At 52.7% G+C, this 13,690-nt stretch carries 10 protein-coding genes and 1 pseudogene; 3 read left to right on the plus strand and 8 right to left on the minus strand.

The genetic code is table 11. The features are described from left to right. Positions 1-328: 328 nt before the first annotated feature. Together CUN67_RS21745 and CUN67_RS21750 are read right to left on the minus strand one after the other, a co-directional pair. The gene (locus CUN67_RS21745; RefSeq protein ID WP_208717538.1) at positions 329-1,747 is read right to left on the minus strand and encodes an amidohydrolase family protein; all 1,419 of its coding nucleotides are present in this window, start codon (positions 1,745-1,747) and stop codon (positions 329-331) included. A gap of 9 nt (positions 1,748-1,756) precedes the next feature. After that, positions 1,757-2,725: an ABC transporter substrate-binding protein gene (locus CUN67_RS21750; protein ID WP_208717539.1), complete on the minus strand. Its 969-nt coding sequence runs from the start codon at positions 2,723-2,725 to the stop codon at positions 1,757-1,759. 583 nt (positions 2,726-3,308) lie between these two features. Here CUN67_RS21750 and CUN67_RS21755 point away from each other — a divergent pair. From CUN67_RS21755 to CUN67_RS21765, 3 genes are all read left to right on the plus strand, one after another. Then, entirely contained in the window at positions 3,309-4,289 is a 981-nt protein-coding gene (locus CUN67_RS21755; protein ID WP_208717540.1) for an isopenicillin N synthase family dioxygenase, read from the plus strand. A gap of 272 nt (positions 4,290-4,561) precedes the next feature. Continuing rightward, positions 4,562-5,098 (plus strand): C40 family peptidase, encoded by a 537-nt coding sequence (locus tag CUN67_RS21760; protein WP_208717541.1) that lies wholly within the window; start codon positions 4,562-4,564, stop codon positions 5,096-5,098. A gap of 133 nt (positions 5,099-5,231) precedes the next feature. After that, positions 5,232-6,305 (plus strand): GGDEF domain-containing protein, encoded by a 1,074-nt coding sequence (locus CUN67_RS21765; RefSeq protein ID WP_208717850.1) that lies wholly within the window; start codon positions 5,232-5,234, stop codon positions 6,303-6,305. A gap of 13 nt (positions 6,306-6,318) precedes the next feature. Here CUN67_RS21765 and CUN67_RS21770 read toward each other — a convergent pair. From CUN67_RS21770 to CUN67_RS21795, 6 genes and pseudogenes are all read right to left on the minus strand, one after another. Then, positions 6,319-7,931: pseudogene (locus tag CUN67_RS21770) on the minus strand (mechanosensitive ion channel family protein). 19 nt (positions 7,932-7,950) lie between these two features. Beyond that, positions 7,951-9,138 (minus strand): OmpP1/FadL family transporter, encoded by a 1,188-nt coding sequence (locus CUN67_RS21775; protein ID WP_208717542.1) that lies wholly within the window; start codon positions 9,136-9,138, stop codon positions 7,951-7,953. A gap of 16 nt (positions 9,139-9,154) precedes the next feature. Then, positions 9,155-9,454 (minus strand): YicS family protein, encoded by a 300-nt coding sequence (locus CUN67_RS21780; RefSeq protein ID WP_208717543.1) that lies wholly within the window; start codon positions 9,452-9,454, stop codon positions 9,155-9,157. Between the two features lie 14 nt (positions 9,455-9,468). After that, positions 9,469-10,743, minus strand: a complete 1,275-nt coding sequence (locus tag CUN67_RS21785) for an anaerobic sulfatase maturase (protein WP_208717544.1) — start codon at positions 10,741-10,743, stop codon at positions 9,469-9,471. Between the two features lie 24 nt (positions 10,744-10,767). Beyond that, positions 10,768-11,775, minus strand: coding sequence for an HAD family hydrolase (locus CUN67_RS21790; protein ID WP_208717545.1), 1,008 nt, complete (start codon positions 11,773-11,775; stop codon positions 10,768-10,770). Positions 11,776-11,833: 58 nt separating this feature from the next. Beyond that, positions 11,834-13,528 (minus strand): arylsulfatase, encoded by a 1,695-nt coding sequence (locus CUN67_RS21795; RefSeq protein WP_208717546.1) that lies wholly within the window; start codon positions 13,526-13,528, stop codon positions 11,834-11,836. Positions 13,529-13,690 lie beyond the last annotated feature (162 nt).

Below are 13,690 nucleotides of genomic sequence, written 5' to 3' on the forward strand. Positions count from 1 at the left end.
CTCCGGAAAACAAAATGGCGTATAGTGTTAACCGGTTCCCGACCTCGTCATCAGAGATTGTTCAGCCTGCCTTGTGATGCGAAGTCAGTCTCGCGAGAGAAAGCTTCCTGGTACTCTTCGGCCCGGACAAGGAGGCGGGAGCCACTCTACAGACGAAGTCACTGTGATAGCTGCTTCCAGCGGCGCGCGGCTTCCCGGTTATCAGTTCAGATTTCAGAGAAATCATAATCTGACCCTCCAAACATACAAGCGGCGCGATTTATCGCGCAATTCTGTGCACGGGACCAGAAAACCCGGCGCGATGAATCGCGCCGCTACGGAACCAGCGTTACACCGTCACACCTGCGCGCTGTTGCAGCGTCTGCACCGCATCAGCGGCAGCTCGCCTCAGCTCCAACAAATCAACCCCCGGAATCACATCATCCTGCATGATAATGTTGCCGTGGCAGAGTAGCGCTTTGATGTGCGCCCGTCCGCCACAGGCAATCGGGCCGATGGCCATATCGTGCAAGCCAAAGTAGCGCGGATCATCGAGTTGATAGACCGCGATATCCGCCGCCATTCCCGGTGCAATCACGCCAGTGTTCAGCCCCAGTACCTGTGCACCGCCGTGAGTGCCCCAGCGCACCACATCTTCAATGCTGGCGGCATCACCACCCCCTTCGAAGGTGCCACCGGCATAACGTGGTTGCGCCAGCATGCCTTTGCGGGCGCGTTGTAATTGCCAGGCCGCATGAGTTTCGCTCTGCATATCTGCGGCTTCATTGGATGCCGCGCCATCAACGCCTATCGAAATTTTCACTCCTGCCTGCTCCAGGGCGACCAGGTCAGCAATACCACTGCCGAGGCGGGCGTTGCTCTGCGGGCAATGGGCGATGCCGCTGCCTGCCGCGCCGAGTAAGGCGATCTCTTCCGGCAGTAACTTCACCAGATGGGCGAACCACACATCGCTGCCGATCCAGTCATGTTCGGCACAGAATTGCAGCGGCGTCATACCGAATTTCGCTTTAGCGGCATCGAGATAATCAACGGTTTCGGAGAGGTGGCTGTGCAGACGAATGCCCAGCTGGCGCGCCAGACGGGCGCTTTCCCGCAGCTCCTGTTGGGTGGTGGAATGCAGCGTGGTGGTGGGGGCCATCACCACCTGACGCATCGCGAAGGGATCGGCTTGATGATATTGCGCCACCAGTCGTTCGACATCGGCCATCATGGTGTCGAATTTTTCCGGGCGTAGCGCGGTGGGTAAATCGCTCTCCAGTCCGCGACTTTGGGTGGCACCTCCACGACATAACACAAAACGCACGCCGAGCTGCTGTGCTTCCTCAAACAGGATTTGCGCGCCATCAAACGGCATCTCCGGCCAGTAAAGATAGTGGTGATCGGCAATGGTGGTACAGCCGGAACGCACCAACTCCACCAGACCGATGCGCGCGGCGATGCGGAAGGTGTGTTCATCAAACGCACCACGAAAACGGTAAGGCGTCGCAGCCAGCCAGGCCCCGAGGCTTTGGTTCAATCCCTGCGGCTCGCCCTTCAACAGCGATTGAAACAGATGATGATGGGTGTTAACCCACCCCGGATAGATAACGCAATTGCCTGCGTCGATCACCTGCTCATCGGCCTGTGCCTGAAGAGAACCCAGTTCGCGGATCAGGCCGTTTTCAATGCGGATATCGCGCGCGCTGCTGCGGGGCTGCTGAGCATCGCCGGTGAGGATAGCCTGGCAGTTTTTAATCAGAATTTTCATGGCTGTCCCTTACATGGCCGCCTGACGGTAGAACTGGGTAGTGAAGGCTTTTTGCCACGGCGTGGCGGCATCCAGCAATCCGGCTTTCACCATAAAATCGCGCGTGGTTTGCCAGCGTTGTGCCGTCATCACCCCTAAGCCCTGTTTTGCGGCATCGCCACCATCGATCAGATGCAGCGTTTTCATCTGCGACACGCCAAAGGCCAGGATCGCGTCGGTCATCTGCGGGTTTTCTTTTTTGATCAGGGCGTTACCCGCAGTTGGATCGGCCAGATAGGATTTCCAGCCTGCCATCGACGCTTCGACAAAGCGTTTCATCACATCCGGTTTCTGCTGCAACAGGTCATCGCGCGTTACCAGAATGCCGCCATACGCGGGATAGCCGTAATTGGCGAACAGATAGAATTTGCTGTCCGGCTGTACCTCTTTGATTTGCTGAACTTCTGAGGTGGCGTAGGCCTGCTGAGCGGTATTTTTATCGGCGAGGAACGGCTGCATATTGAAAGTATAAGGGCGCACCTGGCCGTCGCTGAGCTGATATTTGCTTTTCAGCCACGGCCACCAACTGGCCTGGCCGCTGGCGGAGACCAGCACGGTTTTGCCCTTCAACCCCGCCAAATCTTTAACATCACCGTGGGTGATAATGCCTTGCGGATCGAACTGGAAGGGGGCGGCAATGGCTTTTAGCGGGAAGTGACGCTGGATGCCCTGCAACACCTGAAGATCATAGCTGACGATAACATCGGCACGATTTGCCAGCAGCAGCGTCATATTATTCAGCTGCGGCCCGCCCGAACGGACTTCCACATCCAGCCCATATTTTTTATAGATCCCGGTGGCGACAGCCTGGTAATAACCGCCTTGTTCGGCCTGCGCCACCCAGGTGGTTTGCAGCACCAGCTTGTCGGCGGCGTGGGCGAGAGAAGATGCGCCGATAAGTGCGGCGAACAGGGACAAACGGAAGGATGACATTGACATAAAAACCCCCAAAGCAAACGCAGAAATTGTGTTCGTGTCCAGGGGATGGTGCGGTGTATCAACCTGCTCACGATGCATAGCACCGTCCCCTGACGAGGTACAGCCGAAGCTGTAGAGCAATGTTCCGCATGGCAGGCGCGCCACGCTAACCGCTTATACTCTGCACTGAAATTAGCAAAGCCCATGCCATTCACAATGTTTATTATTATCATCATGATTTTAATCAATAAATTTCTTTCCGATATTATGAGTGAGTGAGATGTTTGTGAAACTTTGCTCTTATGTGAGTCATTAGTTGCTGATTTGCATCTTTATGGTGCAATAAAGTTGCATTTAATCCGTAGCGGCGCGATTTATCGCGCGTCGTTGCATCGGTGCACTACAGCAACAGCGCGATAAATCGCGCCGCTACGGAGTCGTGCGATTTGTGGCACAGATATTGCCAGATTGATATTGAGTAGAAGCTGTCAGCCGTGGTCGTTGCCCGGTGGGTCATTGCTCGATCGCCCAGCCAATGGGCGCGGGGATGGCCTGCCAGTTGCGGTGCAGGTCATCCGTTATCTCTTTATAACGAGGTGCACCAATGGAAAAGACAACGACTTACGCAATGCATGAACTTGATAAAGAATCGCGGATGGGCGCTCGCGGCAGTGAAGCGGTGCGCGAAGTGCGTATCATCGATCTCGCTGATTTTGACCAACGTAAACACGAAATCGCCGACCAGCTGTGGCAGGCCGCAATGGAGATCGGTTTCTTCCAGGTATCCGGCCACGACATCCCACTTGAAGATATCAACGCGGCATTCGCTAATGCGCAGCGTTTTTTTGCGCTGCCGGAAAATGAAAAAGCCCGCCATCCCCTGAGCCGCAATGCGGGGTGGGAATATCGCGCGCAAATCCGTCCTTCCACCGGCAAGCCTGACCAGAAAGAGTCATACCAGATCACACTGCCGCGCATGGATGGCCTGTGGCCGGATGATGACACCCTGCCTGGTTTCCGGGATCAGGTGATGACGTTCGAGCGTCAGTGCTGGGCGGTGGGTATGAAACTGCTTTCCTGCTTTGCATTGAAGCTTGGCTTCCCGGAAGACTTCTTCAGCCACGCACATGAACCCACGCAGGCCACTTATCAAAGTACCTTACGTATGCTGCATTATTTTGCGATCACCGGTGAGGTGGATGGTCCGTGGCGTGCGGGTGCGCATACCGATTTCGATTGCCTGACGTTGTTGTTCCAGCGTGATGGGCAGGGCGGTTTACAGGTGTGCCCGGGTAAAGAGATGGAAGAGCAGGTCTGGACGCCAATCGCGCCGCTGGATGGGCTGATCACCTGTAATATTGGCGATATGCTGATGCGCTGGAGCGACGATAAATTGCCGTCCAATTTCCATCGCGTGGCGAATCCGTTACCTGGTGAGTCGGTTCCGGCGCGCTACAGCCTGGCATTTTTCTGCCAGGCAAATGAAGACGTCATGATCGAAGGGCCGGAGAAAAAATATCCACCGATTTCGGCGAAGGATTATCTGGCACAACGAATCAGTGCCAACTTCTCCGGCAAATATTGAGCGCACAAATAATACCGTTTCGCTTCATAAGTCAGCGCTGAATTATTTTTAAGCCAAATTTGTGTGCAGGATGTGCAATTGCATCCTGCACCTGTCGATTAATTCACCATAAAGTGATTTAACTATTTACCTGCGGAAATATCCTGGTATTGTAGTGTAAGCCTGAGTAAGTGAAGTGTAAGGTACTGCAAGTCTGAGCGGTTCTGATTTTTCCGGCGTTCATTACTGCGGTATAAACCTGAAACCAACTTCAATGAGTGACACACGACACCATGAATTCCCCTGCAATGTTTAAGGCACTGGCCGCTCTGGTTTTTCTCTCTCTCGCAGGGTGTTCCTCCCATTCTGCCCATCGTGACTCACAGGCCGATAATGACGGTGCCCAGAGCCAGGAAGATCTTATTCCGGTTATTGCCGCGCTGCATGACCAAATGCATTCATGGCAGGGAACCCCCTATCAATGGGGTGGTACACAATTATCCGGTGTCGATTGTTCCGGTTTCGTTTGGCGTACCTTAAAGGATCGTTTCAATATTCCGATGGATCGCGTCACCACGCGTGAATTAATTCAAATGGGTGAGCGGGTTCAGCCTGACCATATGCAGCCCGGAGACCTGGTATTTTTCCGCATCAACCATGAATTGCACGTTGGTTTTTACGACACCGATCAACAATTCCTGCATGCATCGGCCAGCCGTGGTGTGATGCGTTCTTCTCTCAACAATCCTTACTGGAAATCGGTATTTATTCAGGCGCGGCGCCTGCACCGTGAATACAACTCCGAAATCACTCTGAATAAAACCACCTGACAGCGCGATAAATAGCGCCGCCGCCGATCGCAGATACACTGTATATCACCGTCATCTAATTGAAGGGTCACTGGTGAATATCAGTCTGAGAGAACGTCGGCAAACGATGCCGCACTGGCGCGAGCGAAGCGATATGGTCAGACAGGCGTTGTCACAAAGCCTGCCGTGGTTTGCCTTTGTCAATTTCAGTTTCGCGTTGGTTATTGCCCTGCGCAATTGGCTGGTCGTTAACTACGACGACAGTCTGCTCAGTCATAACGCGTTAATTCCGGTGATTGAAACAGGCGTCTGGCTGGTGATCACCGCCTCGCTATTGCTCATGCTGGTGGCATGGCGTGGACTCACACAGGCCTCCGTTACCCTGCAATGGCTGAGCCTGACGCTGATCATGCTGATGAGTCTGATATGGTCTGCGAGCTGCTACTGCTTCCTGATTTACTGGCAACTGCCGTTTACCTATCCACTCGGTATTATTCTGCTATTAAGCGCCGTTACGGCACTCTATTTTTATCCGCAAGCGCTACTGGCTTACCTGTTGCCACTGTGGCTGGCACTTCCGTTTGCCAGTTGGCAACTCAACGATGGTATCAACTCACGTTTTTTTGTCGTCTGGCTGATTCTGACGCTAATCATCGTCTATGGCCGCTTTATGCTCATGCGCTGGTTCAACGAAGCCTGGTGGCGCTACGAGCAAAACCAACTCCTGATTTCGCGCCTGGACATGCTGGCGCACCAGGATGGATTAACCGCCACCGCGAATCGTCGTGCGCTGGAAAAGCATCTCAGCCAGGCGATAGCGCAGCAGCGACCCTTCAGCATCATCATGCTCGATGTTGATTACTTCAAACGTTACAACGACCATTATGGTCACCAGGCCGGGGATGCCTGTCTGGCGGCGGTCGCGGCCATCCTCAGAGAATCGGTGCGCACGCCGGAAGATGTGGTGGCGCGTTACGGTGGGGAGGAATTTGTGGTGATGCTGCTGGATGCGAATCTGGCGCAGGCAGAAGCGGTTGCCGGGCGTATTCAGCAGCATCTGCAACAGCGAGCGCTGGCGCATGCGACTTCAGCGGTGGCAGCCTATGTGACCGTTAGTATGGGACTCGCCAGTAGTGCCCCCGACCTTGCCGCTGAGCCGTTGATCGCTCTGGCCGATGCAGCGTTGTATCGTGCCAAACAGCAGGGACGTAATCGCTGGGCGCGGTAACTTATTGCGGACATTACGATGACTCCTGCGACTCTTTTTTTGCTGGCGGTGTAAACCAGTCTTCAGGCTTAACCACCACAGTGGCTTCGGGCTGTCCGACAAAGTTCGGCGACATAATCTGCACGCCAAATTCGTTAAAAACATCCTGGATGTGGCAATGGAGTTCGTTTCTGGCTGCTGCAAGCGATCCGTCAGCAGGAAGGCAAACCTGGAGTTCGTAGGCGATATACCAATCCATCAACGCCAGCTGCCGTACCAATATCGGCATGTCGTGGTTAATACTTCGTGTACGGCTGGCTGCGAGTTCCAGCATGCTGTGCACCTGGCGCCAGGGCGTGTCATAGCCAATCGTCACGCTGGTAGTCAGATTGATACCCGCACCTTTTAACGGCGAGCTGAGATTGATAATTTTACCGCTCACGACAACGGCGTTTGGCACCGTAACTTCATAGTTTTCCCGCGTCAGGAGTTTGGTCGCCAGCATGCCAACTTCACTCACCACGCCTTCGTTGTCATTAATACGGATCACATCGCCTTTACGCAGGGCGCGTGAATAGGTGAGAACCAGCCCGCTCATGGCATGGTTCATTATTCCTGCCGATCCCAGTGTCAGCATCAAACCAAAAAATACACTGATGCCCTTGAAGGCCAGGGAATTGGCACCGGGAAGGAAAGGGTAGGCAGCAGACAGAGCAAACAGCCAGATAACGACACTAATTAAGCGCCGGGTGACGCCCACTGTTTCAGGATAAAGGCCTGGGATGTGGAGAGTGCCCATTTCGACCCGGCGCAAAATCAGCCGGATGATGCGGGTAAAGAAGGCGGTAATCAGGAAAATCACCGCCACGATAAACAGCCCTGGTAATGCTGAGAGCATGGCGACGCCGATATCCTGCAACAGACTCAGGGCATAGTTGCCGAGGTCTATTCCCCAGACCCGGGTATAAGGAAACAGGCGTAGTATCCAGCTTAGCCACAGATAACAGGCACCAAGGCAGATGATGACCAGCAGCGAGTGATAAAAGCGCAGTCTGACAGGACCTAAGAAGCTGCGCATCGGTGCAGGTAGCAAATGACGATGTTTTGCGGGCCGTGTGTTTTCCTGCCGCGTCAGCCATTGTGCCACGCGCCAGCTCAACACCAGCAACAGGATCAGCAGAAATAAACCCGCCAGACTTTTGCCCAGCGAGAGCAGCAAATAATGCGGGGAGTATTGTTCTTTCAGCAGCAGACGTATGGCTTCCAGACGCTGGCGTACCCGTTCGGCAGCTTGTGCCAGCGTTAAATCATCTCCTTCATCCAGGTCTGCCTGGGCAAGTAACATGAATGGATGGTTATTAACAGAAAACAATACCGCTTGTTGGTGATAGCGCATCAGAGTGTGTGTCTGGACCGGTTGCTGCAAATCCGTCGCATTAAGGGCACGAAGCTGATTTATGATGCGCTGCACACGTTCTTCCGGGGTAGTCAGGCCGAATTTTGCCTGTAACATCACCACCGGCTGGTAAGCAGCATCAACGTACGTGCCTGCTCTTGCGGCGAGGGAGACTGTCGCGGTTCAGCGCTAAATACAGCAAATGCGGCCAGCAATAACATACTGCTCAACAGATAAATGCCAGTTTTCATGCATGCCACCTTCATGACATCAGAATTGATAGCTGTAATTCATGCTGAAAAAGTAGATATTGGGATCGTGATATCCGCCTTTCACCAGCGGTGATGACACTGACGATGATTCCATATTCAGATATTCAAATGCGGCACCAATATTACTGGATGGCGTGAGCTGATATTGGGCACCAATGCCGTAACGCCATGCCGCCCCTGATGGCATCGTCATCGCGGTATCGTCCTGGTTTTTATAGAAGCTGCTGTCATAGGCAATACCGGCATTCAAGCGCCATTGATCATTGGGACGAAACTGCACGCCGAGCGCGGTATGCCAGGTATCGTTCAGGCGATTTTCCCGCGTCAGCGGCTGGCCGGAAACCTGAATCTGGTTCGCGCCGTAGCTGCTCCAGTCCTGCCAGCCCAAATCAGCAAGTAACGACCATTGCTGATTTAAATCATGAACCGCACTCAGCATCAGTTGAGCCGGGGTATTAATTTGCGCCGCAATCGGCAGGGCCCAGGAGACATTATCCAACTGCGGGAAACGTGCCTCGCCATTGATATTGAAGTGGTATTCCGTTTTGCTGGTATAAGTCAGGCCGATACGCGTTGCCTGCGTTACCTGCATCAACAGACCGGTGCGGAAATTGAGCGCCCAGTCGTGATCGGTGGCTTTCTCATCCTGCCCGTCAACATTGCGCGTCAGCGAAAGAAAACCGTAATTGATGCCGAGACCCAGCCCCCATGACAGGCGGTCATTAATCTTCAAGGCAATCGCAGGGCTGAGTGTCATCCCGACCAGGGTGCTTTTTTTGATCAGGCGGTCGCCAGCCCATTCACCAAAATCCAGTCCCAAACCGTAATTACCGTACAGGCCGATGCCCGCTGACCAGGCGTCGTTGATACGTTGCTGGTAAAAAACACTGGCACCGGGAAACCAGCCAATGGTGTTACCCGGGCTGTTGCCCTTCAGGATGGCATCGTTATCCAGTTGGTACGGCGTGTCGCCATACAGCGCTTGCAGGCCACCCGTGATCATGCGATCGGGCAGGCGTGTCATCCCGGCGGGGTTAGTCATCAATGTGGAAGCATCCTGCGCACGCGCTGCCTGGCCTGCACCCGCCAGCCCAATATCTTCCGTTGCGATTTCATACAGATAGAGGCCGCTGGCGCTGGCAGACAGCGGCGACATAACGGCCAGTAACAGGACAATATGGCGCATAATGGCTCCCAACTGTTTATTTGCTGGTTAAATCGGTTGGGCAGATCACAGCAGATATTTTTTGCTGGTAAAGCTGTTTTTTACCGTTTTTTAGCTCGTAAGCGGCGCTGGTTATGGCTTCATGGCTAGCCGGGTTATCCATAAAGTGTTTTTTCATTACTTCATCGGAAATGTTTTGACTGACATGGCAATGTGCACGCAAATCCTGGAGGATAGTTTGCTCGCGCAATGCCGTTGCGAGGCTGTCGTAAGGTGATGCGGCCAGGTGCTGAATGGGTATCACCGCGAATATGATCATCAGTAGAGATCGGCGCATGTTGTACTCCTTGATTACTCTTTGAGGTTGTTAAGGATGCTGGCGATTTGTTCTAAAGCAGGCATGGCTGATTTAAAGAATGTTTTGATACCAGGACATAAATAATTAAGCCCCAGTTCACCATCGGGTGCGCGCACGATGCGGTTTTTAGGACACTCGCCCCAGCACAATTTCAGGTAAGGACAGGTCTTGCAGTAGCGGGGCAGCGTGTCTCTTTTCCCTACGCCGAACTGGCGTTGCCGTTCGGAGAACACCAGATGCGCCAGTTTATGGGTAGTGACATTTCCCAGCCGATACTCCGGATAGACGTAATGATCGCAGGAAAAGACGTCACCATTTTTCTCTATCGCCAGACCTTTGCCGCAAAATTCAGCGGTGATGCAAAGTTGCGACGGCAGCCCCATGGTTTGCACCACCGCGGTTTCAAACAGGTTGACCTGTACGCGCCCTAAGTCTTTGCTCACCCACTCCTGGAACGTCACTTTCAGAAACTGCCCCCAGTCTTCGGGATCGACTGACCAGTCCGTGACGATCGAGTCGAGGTCGCCCGGTTTTGCCCGGCGGGAACCGGTTACCGGGATAGTTTCGTCGCGCCAGAACTGGGGGGCGGTGCTTTTAAAATCGACCGGCTCCACACAGGGATTAAATTGAATATAGGTGGCCCCCAGCTCCTGGGTCAAAAACCGATACACTTCAAGGGGAAATCTGGCGTTAGTCCGGTTCAACACCACCAGGGCATTAAAAGGCACGCCGTGGCGCTTTAATGCGTCGATACCTTTTATTACGCGATCAAAGGTAGGTTTTCCACTGCGTGTGACGCGGTAGCGATCATGCAATTCGCGTGGACCATCAATGGAGACGCCCACCAGGAAATGATGTTTTTTGAGGAACGCAGCCCACTGATCGTTTATCAGTACGGCATTAGTTTGCAGATCGTTTTCAATTCGCTGATTTCTGGGTTGATATTTTTTTTGCAAGGCGACAACTTTTTCAAAAAATGCCAGACCCATAAGCGTTGGCTCACCGCCTTGCCATGAGAAAATAATTTCCTCTCCGTCCTGGCTGGCAATGTACTGGCGAATAAAATCCTCCAGTATTTCATCGGTCATTCCTTTATCGCGGTGTTGATGGAGTAAATCTTCTTTATGCAGATAAAAGCAATAACTGCAATCCAGGTTGCAGGTGGATCCGGAAGGCTTCGCCATCACATGATAACGACGTTTATAATTCACACCCAGTTTTTCAAAGGTAAGAATAGGGGGTAACGGGACGGTGGTACTGTGTTTCATCTCGTTCCTCACTTAGCTGCTGTGTTATTGCGGAAACACGACTTTCCAGTCCGTTTTCATGCTGACGACAGGCCAGCCTTTCGCCCTGGCTTCATCCAGCCCTTTGTCCAGCTTGCCAAAACTGGATTTCCGGTCGTAGGCATATTCACGATCGGCGTCATCATGATGCAGGTAAAGAACAAGACGGCTACCAGGGCCGGAGCTGACGTATTGCAGCATTGGCAGGTCGCCATCGGAATTACCGAAGGCTAAGATGGGCATGCGGCCAATATAACGATGGATGGCAACAGGTTTATTTTCGCCATCGTCAATAAAGTTGATGGCACCTTGTTTAATCAGTTGCGGATGGCCCTGTTTATCCTGTTCGAATGTAATATTATCGGTGGACCCGATTACCTGTTCCGGCGGTATGCCATAAACTTTTTCCGTCCACGGACGCATAAAATCGGCACCGCCGCCTGAAACGATATAGGTTTTAAAACCGTTAGCCCGCAGGTAATTCAGTAGCTCCAGCATCGGCTGATAAACCAGTTCGGTATAGGGGCGTTTGAAACGGGGATCGCGCGCGGCGGCGAGCCAATGTAACACGTTGGCCTGATAAGCATCCGTCGTCATTCCGGCATCAGCGGCGTGTTCAATTGCCATCAGCCCCTGATTGCCTGTTGCTGCCACCGCATGCAGATCGTTTTCCAGTATTCCTTTAAAGGGTTGTTTGTCTTTCCATTCAGGATGCTGTGGGGCCAGTGTTTTAATGCGATCAATCAGATAAACCAGCTGGACATAAGCCGGTTGCTCGGTCCAGAGCGTGCCGTCATTGTCGAACACAGCAATACGCTCCTCTGGTTTGACATAACCAGCGTCACCTTCATGCGTCACTTTCTGCACGAACGCGATTATTTTTTCCCGGGCGGAGGAATTATTCCAGGAAGGCAGGTCGGTTGCTGCATGGGCATTTTGTAAGGCGAAGAAAACACACAGAGCCAGAGCTATTGCCCAGATCTGTTTACCGGCCCGACGAACGATAATATTCATCTGATTGCCTTAGTGAGGATGGGAATACTGGCCCGATAATGATCGGGCCATTAATTAATCAGTTACCGGTCGGTAATCCCAACTGGAAACCTTCTTTATTGAGCTGTTCGCGTACATTCTGGAAACGCTGATACTGGCTGATGGTAATCGGGCCGGTATAGGATTCACTTTGTGCCGGGCGTGGTGGGTATTTGACGTAAGTTTTCATCAGGTCACCGATAGCTTGGTTAAATGTCACCAGTGTCCATGTGTGCTCGGTGTAGTTATTCATAAAGATGTCATAGCGTTCCTGCGGGTCCTGCCAGAGGTCAAAGATCTGTGGCACGGTAGCCACATAGGAAGATGGTCCTTTCCAGCCTAAGTTGCTGTCTACCGCCAGACCACCGGTCGACATACCATTGTCACCGCGCAGATTAAATTCCGCCTTGTAATGCCCGACCCGAACCGCTCCCGGAGTCAGGTCATTCTCGGTGAAGTAGAACCATGCGGTACGTGGATCCGGGCCGGTGCCGAACAGCACCGGCGAGATGTCGTAACTGTCGAAAATAATCGGTTTACCAGCCCGATCATTTTTGGGCAGTTCTTTAATGCCGGCAACCGAGGCGAAGGTAGCCATTAAATCAAGCCCGCCGACGATGTCGTGATTCTTCACATCTGCTTTGATTTTTCCGGGCATCCAGGCGATGGCCGGAACGCGACTGCCGCCTTCACGATCGGTTCCTTTGGTGCCACGGAAGGGGGTATATCCGGCATCGGGATAGACATCCTGCCAGGCCCCATTATCGGTGGTGAACACCACCAGGGTATTTTTATCCAGACCAAGCGAGCGAACTTTATCCATGATATGACCGACACGGGCGTCCATTTCCACCATAGAATCGGCATATTTCGATTTTGACATCGATTTCCCAATAAAATCAGGGTCAGGCATATTCGGTTGATGGTTCTTCATAAAATTGATGCTCATAAAAAAGGGTTTAGTGTCTTTCGCATGAGCGTCGAGATATTCCAGAGAGGCTTTTTCCACATAACGATCAAAGAAAGGAATACCGACCACACCCTCTTTGCCATTAATTTCAGGGGTATTGACGTACTGACCATTTATCTTGAAATCTTCATGGGGCGCTTCACCGGCTTTCCCTGATAATGCCCCACGCGTCACGCGGGCGAACATTTCACGCAGTTTAGGATCCATATCCGGGAACCAGGTTGGATCGGCGTAGGTGTAGGCATTGAGATGATAAAGCCCGACATAGCGCATCTCGTCATAACCCTGGGCGTTAGGCAGGGCATAGTCCGATTCACCCAGGTGCCACTTGCCGGTGAAGAATGTATCGTAACCGGCTGTTTTCAATACCGAGGCCAGTGTCCATTCCTCTTTTGGTAACCCGCCACCCTGACCCTGGAAAGCCACGGTGGTCATGCCACTGCGGTTAGGTATGCGGCCGGTTTGCATTGCCGCACGGCCTGGGGTACTGCTTGGTTGTCCGTAAAAACTGAAGAAGGTCATCCCTTCCTGGGCCATTTTATCGAGATTTGGCGTTGGCATACCCCGGCCTTCACCACCACCGTATGCGCCGAGATCGCCATAACCGGTGTCATCAGCAACAATCAGAATGATGTTAGGCTTACTGCCATCGCCCTGATTGTCCGTCACATTTTTTGCGGGTTCTTCCGCCCGGCTGGCACCAGGGAGCAATATTGAGCCAGCAGCCAGAGCCAGAACGCCGACGCCTTTGTAGGATCTGTTCATCGTATGAATCCTTAGAAATCGCGGTTGATGAATAAAAACTAAATTCAACAGGGGTACTGATATTGAGCGAAATCCGGTGTCGGAAATTTTTATAAAGATTAGAAATGGCGAATGCTTAAAATAACGCTTAGGAAAGAGGCGGGCTGCTAAATGACGTCGCAG

The sequence above is a fragment of the Pantoea cypripedii genome (assembly GCF_011395035.1).
Lineage (GTDB): Bacteria > Pseudomonadota > Gammaproteobacteria > Enterobacterales > Enterobacteriaceae > Pantoea > Pantoea cypripedii_A.